The organism is Ferrimonas pelagia (assembly GCF_039543565.1).
Classification (GTDB): domain Bacteria; phylum Pseudomonadota; class Gammaproteobacteria; order Enterobacterales; family Shewanellaceae; genus Ferrimonas; species Ferrimonas pelagia.
The window spans coordinates 23,972-36,266 of record NZ_BAABJZ010000008.1 but is presented as its reverse complement, the minus strand read 5'-3'; the positions used below and the strand labels follow the sequence as shown (position 1 = coordinate 36,266).

Annotated in this window: 10 protein-coding genes; 5 read left to right on the top strand and 5 right to left on the bottom strand. The window is 60.3% G+C overall.

The window, feature by feature from the left end:
- From ABEA08_RS03840 to ABEA08_RS03825, 4 genes are read right to left on the bottom strand one after another with little or no spacing between them, the layout of a single operon-like run.
- On the bottom strand, window positions 1-1,233 hold the full coding sequence (locus ABEA08_RS03840) for an ABC transporter permease (RefSeq protein ID WP_345333494.1): 1,233 nt from the start codon (window positions 1,231-1,233) through the stop codon (window positions 1-3).
- Window positions 1,234-1,283: 50 nt separating this feature from the next.
- The gene (locus ABEA08_RS03835; RefSeq protein WP_345333492.1) at window positions 1,284-2,510 is read right to left on the bottom strand and encodes an ABC transporter permease; all 1,227 of its coding nucleotides are present in this window, start codon (window positions 2,508-2,510) and stop codon (window positions 1,284-1,286) included.
- A 15-nt stretch (window positions 2,511-2,525) separates the two neighbouring features.
- Entirely contained in the window at window positions 2,526-3,281 is a 756-nt protein-coding gene (locus tag ABEA08_RS03830) for an outer membrane lipoprotein-sorting protein (protein ID WP_345333490.1), read from the bottom strand.
- Window positions 3,282-3,293: 12 nt separating this feature from the next.
- Window positions 3,294-3,983, bottom strand: coding sequence for a TetR/AcrR family transcriptional regulator (locus ABEA08_RS03825; RefSeq protein WP_345333488.1), 690 nt, complete (start codon window positions 3,981-3,983; stop codon window positions 3,294-3,296).
- Between the two features lie 369 nt (window positions 3,984-4,352).
- On the opposite strand from ABEA08_RS03825, the gene ABEA08_RS03820 reads away from it, so the two are divergent.
- The 3 genes from ABEA08_RS03820 (at window position 4,353) to ABEA08_RS03810 (ending at window position 6,634) form a co-directional block, all read left to right on the top strand.
- Window positions 4,353-5,615: an anaerobic sulfatase maturase gene (locus ABEA08_RS03820; RefSeq protein ID WP_345333486.1), complete on the top strand. Its 1,263-nt coding sequence runs from the start codon at window positions 4,353-4,355 to the stop codon at window positions 5,613-5,615.
- 114 nt (window positions 5,616-5,729) lie between these two features.
- Complete coding sequence (locus ABEA08_RS03815) at window positions 5,730-6,152, top strand: RDD family protein (RefSeq protein ID WP_345333484.1); 423 nt, start codon at window positions 5,730-5,732, stop codon at window positions 6,150-6,152.
- A 59-nt stretch (window positions 6,153-6,211) separates the two neighbouring features.
- On the top strand, window positions 6,212-6,634 hold the full coding sequence (locus ABEA08_RS03810) for an RDD family protein (protein ID WP_345333482.1): 423 nt from the start codon (window positions 6,212-6,214) through the stop codon (window positions 6,632-6,634).
- Window positions 6,635-6,705: 71 nt separating this feature from the next.
- On the opposite strand, the gene ABEA08_RS03805 is transcribed toward ABEA08_RS03810, so the two are convergent.
- Complete coding sequence (locus ABEA08_RS03805; protein WP_345333480.1) at window positions 6,706-8,976, bottom strand: aminotransferase class V-fold PLP-dependent enzyme; 2,271 nt, start codon at window positions 8,974-8,976, stop codon at window positions 6,706-6,708.
- 311 nt (window positions 8,977-9,287) lie between these two features.
- On the opposite strand from ABEA08_RS03805, the gene ABEA08_RS03800 reads away from it, so the two are divergent.
- A complete protein-coding gene (locus ABEA08_RS03800; protein WP_345333478.1) occupies window positions 9,288-11,009 on the top strand; it encodes a type I secretion system permease/ATPase in 1,722 nt (573 codons plus the stop codon).
- The gene (locus ABEA08_RS03795) at window positions 11,006-12,289 is read left to right on the top strand and encodes an HlyD family type I secretion periplasmic adaptor subunit (protein ID WP_345333476.1); all 1,284 of its coding nucleotides are present in this window, start codon (window positions 11,006-11,008) and stop codon (window positions 12,287-12,289) included. Before ABEA08_RS03800 ends, ABEA08_RS03795 begins: the two co-directional genes overlap by 4 nt.
- The last annotated feature ends 6 nt before the right edge of the window (window positions 12,290-12,295 follow it).

Here is a 12,295-nt window from a genome sequence, read left to right as displayed (position 1 = left end):
TTAATGCTTTTCGGCCATCGCCGAGACCGGCGTTTGTTTGAGGATCTGGCGCGCCGGGTAGAGCGCGGCGAACAGGCTGGCGATCACCACGGTGATGAACACCAGGCGGTAATCACTGGCGCTGACTTCGGGGTAGAACAGGGTGTCGACGCCGAAGGCGGCGAGGCCGTCGGCCATGGCGCCCAGGGAGATCCCTGTGTGCTGCAGCAGGGCGATGAGGCCGCTGGCGATCAGCAGGCCAAGCCCGCCGCCGACGATGCCGAGCCAGGCGGATTCGAGCAGCAGCAGGGCGAAGATCTTGTGCTTTTGCATGCCGACGGCCATCAGCACGCCAAACTCGCGGGTGCGCTCGAACACCGACATCAGCAGGATATTGACGATGCCAAAGGCCATGGCGGTGACGTAGATCCCGAGGATGATGGCGTTGCTGACGCCGATCTGGCCCAAAATGGAGGCGAGCATGGGCTGGATCTGGCGCCAGTCCCGCACCTGATTGACGTCGCCGGCCAAGGCTTGCAGCTCGCTGCGCACGTCATCAAGCAACTCCAGTTCCTGATGATCCTGCTCGACCAGGCGGATGGCGATCTCATGGATCCCCTCTAGGCCGGCCAGGGCGGTGAGGTCGCTATGGCGGACGAACAGGTTGCCGTCGTCGAAGCCGCTGGCGGGGGTCTTGAAAATGCCCCGTACCCTGAAGGCGGCACCGGCCACATCGCCGTCGACGTCGGTAAAGGTGAGCACCACCTTGGAGCCGATCTGCAGCTTGAGCCGCTCGGCGGTCTTGCTCGACACCAGCACCGGGTTGCGGCCTTGCTCATCCAGCCACTGGCCGTGGATCACCGCCTCGGCGAGGGGGGTGACGGCGGTTTCATCGGCGGGGCTCACGCCGTTGATCTGAATGCCCCGGGTCGCGCGGGCTGAGGCGACCATGCCGTCGGCGATGAAACGGCCACTGCGGGCGGCAATGCGCGGCTCTTGCGCCAGGGCTTTGAGCAGCGGATCGGGCTGATCCAGCACGGCCTCAAGCCGGGGATCGTCCAGGTAGCGCGGGTGGTGGATCTGCAGCTGGCTGGTTTGCCAGGCGATGCCGTTTTGGATCATGTTGCTGTACATGCCGGTGATAAAGCCCATCATGGCGATCACGCCCACCAGTCCGAAGACGATGGCGCTGAGCAGGATCCCGGTGCGCAGCTTGTTGCGCCAGAGGTTGCGCCAGGCCAGTTTAACCAACATGGTGAACTCCTTGTTCAAGCGGTGAGGTTCGGCGTACAGGCCGGTTTAACTTATCCGACATGGCTGCCTCCTTTGAGGGCATCGACCAGGGTGATGCGGTGAATGCGCCACAGGGGATAGATCAGGCACAGGGCGAGCAGGCCCAGCACGATGGCGATCTGATCAATAAACAGCCAGGGCTCAACCAGGGCGGGCATGATGGGATCCCAGCCCATCTCCAGGATCAGCTCGGCGGTCTCGCCGGTGAGGGCAATGGGATTGTGTTTAAGGTAGATCAGCACCGGGGTGATGATGGCCAGGCCGATCCCGGTACCGAGCAGGGCGATAAACAGGGATTCGATGCCAATGAGCAGCAACAGGCGGGTGCGCAGCATGCCGGTGGCCAGCATGACGCCAAACTCGCGCTGACGCTCCAGGGTCATCATCATCAGGGTGGCGAACAGGCCGAAGCCCACGACGCCATAGAGCAGGTACATCATGAATAGGCCACCGGCCTTATCCATCAGGATCTGCTGGGCCATCTCCGGCGCCAGATCCTGCCAGTCGCGCACGCTTTGCTCTGGGTACAGGGCGCTCAATGCCGCCTCCGTCTCGGCCAGCTGATTGAGGCGGTCGGTGTGCAGCACCCAGGCGCTGATCTGCTCGCCGGTGCTGAAGAGCTGCTGCGCTAGGGGCAGGGGGAGGTAGACCAACTGGTTATCCAATCCGGGCACGGGAAAGCGCAGCAGGCCCTTGATGCGGTAGAGGCCGGCGGCGGTCTGACCGCGATAGCCCTGGCCGTAGAGCACCAGCTCATCACCGACGTCCAGCTCGAGGAAGCGGGCCAGGCCCTCGCCCAACAGCACCTGATCGTCGTCGTCGTTGAGGTACTCGCCAGCGACCAGCTTGTCTGTCAGTTTGGCGTAATCTTGCTCGGCGCTGGGAACGCCCGCCATCACCAGGGCGCCCTTGGAGCTGTTGTCGCCGGCGGCCAGGGCAAAGGATCTGAGCCGGGGCAGTCGATGACTGATCTGGGGCAGGGCGGCCGCCGGGGCGATGAAGTCGGCACCCATGGGGACGAGATCGTCGATGCTGTGGCTGTCACCAAACTCCGGGTGCTGGATCTGGATCAGTCCGGTGGCGAAGCGGGCCGCATTGTCGATGTTATTGGCGTAGCTGCCCTCCTGGATGCTGCGCATCATCAACGACAGGATCAGGGCGAGGGCGAGGGCGGCGGCGGTCAGCAAGGTGCGCCGCTTCTGCCGCCAGAGGTTACGCCAGGCCAGTTTGATTAGCATACGCAGTCCTTAGCGTCAGTCACGCAGTGCCTTCATCTGGCTTTGGGAGAAGAAGTCGTCGCCGATGGCAAAGTCAAACTGGGCGGCGTGGGTGATCATCTCGGTCTTATGGCCGGGCTTGTCGGCGGGGATCATCTCCATCCGCGTGGCCAATTGTCGTCCGCCCAGGGTTTGTACGTCGTAGGTGCGCAGCACGTTGATGAGATCGTCAAACTCGTCGTAAAACTCCACCTGGCGCTGGAGGAAGGTCTCTTTGGAGATCCACATCCGCACCTTGCTCCATACCACCGGCGCATCGGGCTTGGCGATGGCGTCGATGACATAACTGAGATCGCCGTCAAACGGGGCCTGTTCGACGAGTTGGTGGTCATAGTCCACCACGATGGAGGACTGGTTGATCAGATCATCATTGGTAAAGTCCGAGCCCATCCAGGACTGGCCGAGCATGGAGGGGGCGATCTTGATCACCCGCTCGATGCTGGGCAGCCAACTCCACATCTCCCGGTGGCGCTTGAGGGAGGCACTGCCCTTGTCTTTGGCCGGCGCGGTAACCAGCACCAGGGAGAGATCCAGCCCCTTGGTCCAGCTTTTCATGGTCATGGTGCGGGTCCAGTCCGGGCGGATGATGTTCATGGTCAGCTCGGTGTAGCTGGACTCGCCGCGCATTTGTTGATCGGATCGGGTGACGATCTCCGACGCGCTGAGGGGCTCGGCGCCACACAGGGTGGGCAGCAGGGCCAGGGAGAGAAAGAGTGAGAGTAAGGGCTTCATTGTGGGTCTTCCTTAATTAAACCAGGCGTCGATGGCATCGCGATCGATCAGGGGCAGACTGCCAACCGGTGCCGCCAACAGGCGCTCAATGGCCTGCTGGCTGGCACACAGCAGCGCGAAGGAGGCCCCGGCGGGATCATCAAACCGTTCCGGGTACAAGAGATACTGCGTCAGCTGATCCGATTGGGCATCCATCAGGGCAAAGAGGAAATGGGCGGTTTGCGCCGGATCCGCCAGCTCGAAACAGCCCTCCGCCACGCCTTGCGCTAGCAGACGGGAAAACAGCGGCACGCCGATCGCCCGGCTTTTGTTGGTCAGGCTGGTTTTGAGCAGCAGGTTGGCGGAGTTGTGCATGGCGCTCAGCTGCATCAGCAGCGCTTCTTTGTGCTCAAGCTTCCATTGGTTGCTACTGCTCATCAGGCGCTGCCATTTCTCCAGCGCCGAGAGGCCGGGATCGTCCAACAGGGCGCACATAGTCGGCTCATAGCCGGCGAGCATGCGATCCGTCAGGGCTTCCAGCACCGCCTGTTTGGATTCGAAATGGTGATAGAAGGCGCCCTTGGAGAGGCCCAGGGCCTGGATAAGATCGTTGACTGAGGTGCAGTCATAGCCTTGCTGCAGAAACAGGCGCTGGGCGTGATCCAGGATCTCCGCTCGGCGCTCGCTGGCGGGTTTGTTGGTGCGGGCGCGACTTTGGCTCATGACGCCTCCTTTGCGATGGACTCGAGACACAATACCGACCGACGGTCGGTTTGCTCAAGGGGTATTCATCTTCTTTCGCCAGCATTCAAGGTTGGTTGGCATAATTGTGGGCGCTTACGGCGTTTCTTTCGGAGCAAATTGAAAATAATTCGCTGGACGTAAAGCGGCGCAAGCCGGTAGCGTAAAGCCCTGCAAAGGCGGTTGTCGCTGGCGGGTGTGATCTCTATCTTTGAACGCCGGTAGCGTTACCGTACCAGGGGGGGTCGGGTGAGTTTTTGTGAACTGAAACGCCCATTCACTGAGTAAACCGAATACACTGCGTCACTGCCCAAACTGGGCGGTGGTTCCCTAAGTCTTGAGAAACGAAAAATGAAAAAGCCCTTTCACCTGATGGCGAAGCCCACCAGCTTTGAATGTAATATCGATTGCGATTACTGCTTCTACTTGGAGAAGGAGCGCTTTTTCAAAGCCGGTAAGGCGCGTCCAAAAAAGCAGGAAAAGTCTTTTATCGGCATGAGCGATGAGGTGTTGCGCGCCTACGTGAAGAACTACATCGCCGCCAACGAGATGATGCCGAGCATCGAGTTCGCCTGGCAGGGCGGCGAGCCGACCATGGCGGGCCTCGATTTCTTTAAGCAGGCGCTTAAGTACCAGCAGAAATTTGCCAACGGAAAAGAGATCACCAATGCGCTGCAGACCAACGGCCTGCTGCTCAACGATGAATGGTGCCAATTCCTAGCGGAAAACAAGATCCTGGTTGGCCTGTCCATCGATGGCCCCGAGGAGATGCACGATCACTACCGGGTGACCAAATCCGGAAAGGGCACCTTCAGCCGGGTGATGAAAGCGATTGAGTGCATGAAGAAGCACGGGGTTGAGTTCAACACCCTGACCACGCTGAACGAGCGCAATATCCATCACCCGCTTGAGGTGTATAACTTCCTCAAGGAGATCGGCTCCACCTTTATGCAGTTCATCCCCATCGTCGAGCAGATCCAGGTCGATGTGGAGAACCCGATGCTGATCGTGCCTCAGCTGGAGTCGAAGAAAGAACTGACCCCGTTCTCAGCCAATGGCGATCTGTTCGGTGACTTTATGATCGCCATCTTCGATGAGTGGGTACGCAAAGATGTGGGCCGGATCTTCGTGCAGGCGTTTGATAACGCGCTGGCGGCGTGGGCCGGTGAAGAGCCGCCGCTGTGCATCCATCGCAAGGAGTGTGGCCAGGCGCTGGTGATCGAGCGTAATGGTGACGTGTTCAGCTGTGACCACTATGTTTATCCGGAATACCGCCTGGGTAATGTGGTGGACGACAAGCTACCCAAGATGGTCGAGCAGAAGAAGCAGGAGAAGTTTGGTCAGCACAAAGCCCGTGTGGGCCGCATTTGTGCCGCCTGTGACTGGCGCTTTGCCTGTAATGGCGGCTGTCCGAAACACCGTGTTCACCCGAATCCCGATGGCTCGATGCAGAACCATCTGTGTGATGGCTACAAGAAGATGTTTGCCCACTTCGACCCGTACATGAAGTACATGGCGCATGAGCTGATGGGCCAACGTCCACCGGCGACCGTGATGTACGTGGCGGATCAGATCGCCTCTCGGGTGGCGGCGCAAAAGTCCTTCTGCGATTAAGCCTGACGACTCGCGTTTTTGCCCAAGCCCCGCAGCCTTGCTGCGGGGCTTTTGTCGTCTTAGCGCCAAGTCAGCAGCTATAGTGTGGCAAGAGTCTGGCTTTGGGAGCGTAGGATGGATAGGTCACGTTATGGCGGCTTTTGGATACGGGTTGGCGCGGCATTGATCGACTCGGTGTTGATGGTGCTGTTGCTCGCTCCGCTGCTGAGCCTGTTTTTTGGCACCGAATATCTGATCACCCCACCGGTGCAATTCTCCCTTGGGGATCTGCTGCTCAATTACTTGCTGCCTGCCGTGGTGGTGATCCTGTTTTGGATCTATCGCAGCGCGACGCCGGGCAAGATGTTGCTGAAGCTTAAGATCGTCGATGCCAAGACCGGTGGCCAGCCCCGTACCGGACAGTTGATCGTGCGCTACCTGGGTTACTACGTCTCGACCTTGCCGCTGATGTTGGGCTTGTTCTGGGTGGGCTGGGACGCGCGTAAGCAGGGCTGGCACGACAAGTTGGCAGGAACGCTGGTGGTGCGCAGTCAATAAGCTGAGTTGCCCGGTAGGGCCGACTATAGTAAAGGCTTACGTTGACCACGGGATGAGATATGGAACCTAACTATGGTGGCTTCTGGCTGCGCTTTTTGGCGGGCTTTATCGACACCCTGCTGATCATGATGGTGTTGATCCCGGCTTTTTCGCTGTTCTTTGGCGCCGAGTTTCAGCTACTGGGACGCGCAGGCCCTATTCTCTCTTACCTGCTGCCCGCGATCGCCATCATCATCTTATGGATCCAGCGTTCTACCACGCCCGGCAAGGCCATCCTGCGGCTGAAGATCGTCGATGCCACCACTGGCGGCAAACCCACGGCGAAGCAGATGATGGTGCGTTATCTGGGGTATTACGCCGCCACACTGCCATTGTTTATTGGCATGTTGTGGATGGGCTGGGACCCTAAAAAGCAGGGCTGGCACGATAAAATGGCCGGCACCTTGGTGGTCCGTTTGCCTAAGCCTGGATCGGATAACTAAAGAGAACACCTCAAATGCACAGCGGCGCCCACTGGGCGCCGCTGTGCATTTGCGCAGAAGATCGGATGCGGTTAGCTCAGGGCGTAGCCGCCGGCGACATGGGTGATCCCATCTAGGCCTAATCGGCGCAGGCTTTGTGACGCCAGCAGGCTACGGCTACCACTGCGGCAGATCAGCACCAGCGGTTTGCGCAACTGGCGTAGCTCGGCGACGCGATCCATCAGTCGCGACAGAGGGATGTTGATCGCCTCTGGCTCAGGGCTGAGGGCAAATTCGTGGGGCTCGCGGATATCGAGCAGGGTCATGGTCTTGCCTTGTGCGCGCCAGTGCTCCAGCTCGAGATGATCGATCTCATTGGCCTGGCTTGGGGTGCCATCGCCTTGAAAGGCGCCACACAGCAACTCGGTGCCGGGTCGATCGGTTAGTTGCGCGTCGAGCTCGGCTTTGGCGGTAACAAAGGCGTCTTGCGATAGTGTGTGCTGACATACCTGGGCCAGCAGGCCATTCAGCCTTAGCTCGGCAGCGAGGGAGGTGGCCAGTCGATGTTGATAATCGTGGGCGGGGCACAAGAGGGTGTCCGGGCCGAGCCAGCGGTGCAGCCGCTGCAGGCTGTGATACAGCGCGGCCGGTTGGCTGTTGCTGAAGTTGGTGCGGCCGAGGGTGCCGGCCAAGATGGTGTCGCCGCAAAAGGCGAACTCGATATTCTCTGGGGTACTTGGGCTGGCGGATTGATCGCGGGTCAGTAACAGGGCGACGGAGTCGTCGGTGTGGCCCGGCAGCGGAGCGCGGAGCACGCGGCGTTGCCCCAGTGTCAGCGTTGGGTGCTGGCTGTGATCGTGCAGGGTGTGCTTCTCGGTTGCCGCTTGTGGCCAGCCCAAGGAATCCACGGCGTGGTATTGCGCCGGGATCTGATCGAGCAGTGCTGCGCGCAGTGCGGTGCCGCTGGAGGCGTGATCGGCATGGCCGTGGGTGTCGAGTATGGCGATGGGGGTGAGATCCTGGCAGCGGATCAGGCGCTCCAATCGCTCGTTCAGGCTGTCGAGCGGATCGATCACCACACAGTGATCGGTGGCGGGATCGACATACAGCCAGCAACAGCTGCCTTCCACTTTGAATTGGATCAGCCCTTTGAGGCCAAACTTGTCTTCGTCCGTGCCGCTGTCGAGCAGGCAGCTGGTGGCCAGCGCGGCGACGGCGGTGTTGATGCGCTGACAGATGGTGTCCAGCTCGTCGGCTTGCAGCGCCGGGCCAAATGACAGCCGGATGGCGGACTCGCTTTGCCAAGCGGGCAGCCCCATGGCATCGAGCACAAAGCTGCGGGTGACTTTGGAGGAGCAGGCGGAGCCGGAGCTGACTCGAATGCCCGCCGCATCGAACAGATCCATCAGCTCTTTGCTGCTAAACCCGGGCACGGAGAAGTTCAGTGTGGTGGGGACGCTGACGGCATGATCCTGATTAAACACCAGCGTGGGGAAGGCACGCTGGAGCGTGTCGATCAGGCGCTGACGGTAGCCAAGCTGCAGCGTGTGGCTGGCCAGCGGTCCGTCCGGTTGCAGCATCATCTCGAACAACGCCTGCAGTGCGGCAATGCCGGTGCCGTTTTCGGTGCCACTGCGTTGGCCGGATTCCTGACCGCCGCCGGCGATCACCGGGGTTAGGGGTTGGCCTTTGCGTACATACAGCCAGCCGATCCCTTTCGGCGCGTACAGCTTATGGCCGCTGAAGGGGGCATAGTCGATGCTGGTATTGGCCAGTTCGAGCTCTAGCTTTCCGAGCGCCTGCACGCAATCGACCATCCAGGGGACGCTGGGGTTGTGGGCGCGGATCGTCGCTTCTATGGCTTTGAGATCTTGATAGCAGCCGGTTTCGTTATTGACCGCCATGGTGCAGATCATCAGGGCGCGGCCCGCGTGCTCGGCCAGAAAGTCCAGATCCAGTCGGCCACGCTGATCCACCGGGATGGCGCGCACCTCGGCCTTGATCTCAAACAGCTGCGCCCAGTGTGTCAGGGTATTGGGCACGGCTTTGTGTTCGGTGGCGCCATAGAGCAGCAGGGGCTGTTCTGGCATGGGTTGGTGTTTGGCCGCTTGCAGGGCGGAGATCACCGCCATCTGAATGCCTTCGGTGGCGCCGCTGGTGAAGATCACCTGGCCGCTGCTCGCGCCCATCACCTGACGGGCGAGGCTGCGGGTGTGCTCCATCCGGGCTTTGGCGCGGACCCCGGTCATGTGTGAGCTGCTGGGATTGCCAAACTCGAGCGAGAGGGCGGTCATAACCGCCTCGGCGATGGCGGGCAGGACTGGCGTGGTGGCGTTGCAGTCCAGATACAGTTCCGTTTGCATGGGGCTCTCCGTCATTTAGCGTCAGGCTCGGGGCTAATAGCTAAATGGTATAAGTCATTTCAAAAGTGCATATCAAGGTAAGGCAAGCCGGCAGGCGCTGCAATCGCTGATCGCTTGTTCGGTTGAATTGGCGTCAATGTGACTGTCAGGCTGTCGCTACAGCTTTGCGGACTGTCAGGGGAGCTGACAGCCCGTGAGCTGGGGCTCTGCCGGGCGAGGTGCGAGCTGAGAATGACGCTGCAGAAAGGGCGCAAAGCGATGGTTCTCGTCTAATCTTTAGCTATATCCGCACAGTGACAAGGAGCGTCACGATGGCCCGAGGGGCATTTTGCAGTACCTTACTGCAGGGCAGGCACTATCTGTTGGCTGCCACCGCATTGAGCTTATTCACCAGCTTGCTGCTGTTGACCGTGCCGATCTACACCCTGCAACTGTTTAATCGCGTGATGATCAGCCAAAGCGGCGCCACGCTGGCGGCGTTGATGGCCATCGCCGCGTTCTTGTTGTTGATCCAAAGTGTGTTGGATTTCGCTCGCGGGCAGTTGTTGCAGCAGACCGGATTGAAGCTGGATTTCGAGCTGACCCCGCCTCTCCTGCTCAGCGCCATCGACGACAGCGCACGGCTAGGCCGGATCAGCCGCCATGGCCTGAACGATCTGGCCGAGCTGCGAACCTTTTTCCTCAGTCCCGCCAGTACCTCGGCGCTTGAATTGCCTTGGACGCCGCTCTTTATCGCGGTGTTGTATCTATTGCATCCAAGTTTTGCCTTGGTGTGCGTGCTGGGGGCGCTGATCCTGATCGGGATCTCCGCGCTGACCTATCGTCTGTCGCGGCCCTTGATGGCGGAAACGGCCAGTTACAGCGATGAGGGCCAGCAGCGGCTGACGGATTACCTCAAGCGCAGCCCGGTGATCCGCTCTATGGGGATGGGGCCGAGCCTGAGTTTGTTGTGGCGGGAGCGCAACGGCGAGCAGGTGGCGTTGAACTGGCGCCTAGCCAGTCGCATTAGTTTGTTGTCAGGGTTGGGGCGCTTGCTGCGCCAAGGGATCCAGATCGGCTTGCTGGGCCTGGGGATCTACCTGGTGCTGCAGCAGGCGATCGGGCCGGGCAGCGTGATCGCCGCCTCCATGCTCAGTGGTCGTTTCTTTGCTCCGATCGAGCCGGCCGTCACCCAATGGCGCCACTGGGTTGGTGTCTACCACAGCTACCACCGTTTGTTGGAGTACGGCGCGGTGTTGGATGCGCAGCAAACCCCACTGCCGCTGCCGCGCCCCAAAGGCGAGCTGTTGGTTAACAATCTCTCCTATATCCCTCCGGGGGAAAAGCTCCCTTTGCTTAAGAAGATCGGCTTTCGTCTTGCCGCGGGTAAGTGTCTGGCGGTTTTGGGCGGCAGCGGCGAAGGCAAGTCGACCCTGCTTAAACTGCTGTTGGGGATGGATCAGCCCTCGGCGGGTGAGATCCGCATCGACGGGGCTTCGCTCAATCAGTGGGATCCCGAGAGCCTGGGTCAGTATATGGGGTATGTGCCGCAGGAGCTGGAGCTGATCAACGGCACGGTGGCGCAAAACATCGGGCGCTTTGGCGAGGCCAATGACGATCTGGTGCTGTCGGCGGCGCAGCTGACCGGGGTACACAGTCTGGTGACCAAGCTACCAAACGGTTACGAAACCAAGATAGGCGACAGCGGCATGCGGTTGTCGGTCGGGCAGCGCCAGCGGATAGCGCTGGCGCGGGCGATCTACGGCAGTCCACAACTGTTGTTGTTGGATGAGCCGGCGGCCAATTTGGATCCGCAAGGCGAGCGGGCCTTGGTGAAAGTACTGCAGTATTGCAAGAACGCTGAGATCACTGTGGTGATGGTGACGCACGCGCCGATGTTGCTGGCGCAGTCGGATTGGATCATTGCGCTGAAGAACGGCGGGATAGCGCAGGCGGGGCCGACGGATGAGATGTTGCAGCGGCAAACGCAGGCGGCGATCGCCGCGCAGACTGAGGCGGTGACCGCGGCGGCTGTGGCCAAGGAGGTAGTATGAGCGGGGCACGTTCGGCGTTTGAGTTGGCGCCACAGGTTTGGCTGAAACGGGCGTTATGGGTGATCGGGCTCGGCTTTGGCGGTTTCTTGCTGTGGTCTGGGTTGACGCCGCTTAAGTCCGGCACTGTGGTGCCAGCAGCACTGGTGGTGGGCGCCAATGCGCAGGTGGTTGCCCACCGGGAAGGGGGCTGGATCAAGGCGGTGCACGTGGCCGACGGCGAATCGGTGGAGCGGGGCCAGCTGCTGATGGAGATCACCGATCATCGAGTTGAAGCGGAGATGGATCGCTGGCAGGAGCGGATCTGGCAGTTGCAGGCGGAGCAGGCTCGGATCGCGCAAACCCTGACTACGGGAGAGGGGGAGCAGCTCGCCAGTGTTGATGTGCCCCAGGCGATCCGAAAGCAACAATACACGCTGATGGCACAGCAGTTGCAAAACCAACAATTGATTGAGCAAGAGTTGGCGCAGAAGCTGTCCAGTCGACGCAATCAGTTACTCGCTTTGGAGATCCGTCAAGAGAGCTTGGTTGCCAGAAAAGTGATTTCAGATGAAGAGGTTGAGATCGCCGAGACGCTGGAGCAGCAAGCGTATCTGGCTCGAATGCAGATGCTGTCCATCCGTCGCTCCAATGCCGAGTTGGTAGGCGCCATCGGTGAGATCGTTGCAAAACGCGATGCGCTGGCAGCGGACATTCTCGCTTTGCAAAGTCAGTTGGCTCGCAGTCGCAACGAATTTCGTTTGGCTTTGGACAGCCGATTGGCGCAGATCCAGGCCGAGTTAACCGAGGCGACGCTGAGCCATCAGAACATGGTGGCGAAGTACCGCGCCGGCCAGATCTACGCCAACAACGATGGTGTGATCGCCGGACTGCGGGCGCAGGCGGTGGCGACGGATCAGATCTGGCCCGGTGAGGTCCTGCTGCGTTTGGTGCCTCATCGTCCGGAGTTGGTGGTCGAGGGACTGTTACCGGTGACGGACATCGATAACGTTTGGCCCGGGCTGATCACTCAGGTGCACTTTCGCGCTTTGGATGGACAGGATATTGCGCCACTGGAAGGGACGGTGATGCATGTGGATGCGGATCCGACCGTGATGGGGGAGCGCACCGGCTATCGCTTCAAAGTGACCTTGGCTCCGGCGCAGTTTGACCGGTTGGCCCAACAAAAATTGTCCCCTGGTATGCCGGTGGACGTGTTTATACAGCTGCAAGAATCGACCTTGCTGCGCTATTTGCTTGACCCACTGATGGCCCGATCCCGCGGCGCATTACGAGAAATTTAATCTGAT

Excerpts from the sequence above, each read along its gene's own strand:
- ABEA08_RS03805 (WP_345333480.1), bottom strand. The coding sequence starts at position 8,976 with ATGCAAACGGAACTGTATCTGGACTGCAACGCCACCACGCCAGTCCTG.
- ABEA08_RS03840 (WP_345333494.1), bottom strand. The coding sequence starts at position 1,233 with ATGTTGGTTAAACTGGCCTGGCGCAACCTCTGGCGCAACAAGCTGCGC.
- ABEA08_RS03795 (WP_345333476.1), top strand. The coding sequence starts at position 11,006 with ATGAGCGGGGCACGTTCGGCGTTTGAGTTGGCGCCACAGGTTTGGCTG.
- ABEA08_RS03800 (WP_345333478.1), top strand. The coding sequence starts at position 9,288 with ATGGCCCGAGGGGCATTTTGCAGTACCTTACTGCAGGGCAGGCACTAT.
- ABEA08_RS03820 (WP_345333486.1), top strand. The coding sequence starts at position 4,353 with ATGAAAAAGCCCTTTCACCTGATGGCGAAGCCCACCAGCTTTGAATGT.
- ABEA08_RS03835 (WP_345333492.1), bottom strand. The coding sequence starts at position 2,510 with ATGCTAATCAAACTGGCCTGGCGTAACCTCTGGCGGCAGAAGCGGCGC.
- ABEA08_RS03830 (WP_345333490.1), bottom strand. The coding sequence starts at position 3,281 with ATGAAGCCCTTACTCTCACTCTTTCTCTCCCTGGCCCTGCTGCCCACC.
- ABEA08_RS03825 (WP_345333488.1), bottom strand. The coding sequence starts at position 3,983 with ATGAGCCAAAGTCGCGCCCGCACCAACAAACCCGCCAGCGAGCGCCGA.
- ABEA08_RS03810 (WP_345333482.1), top strand. The coding sequence starts at position 6,212 with ATGGAACCTAACTATGGTGGCTTCTGGCTGCGCTTTTTGGCGGGCTTT.
- ABEA08_RS03815 (WP_345333484.1), top strand. The coding sequence starts at position 5,730 with ATGGATAGGTCACGTTATGGCGGCTTTTGGATACGGGTTGGCGCGGCA.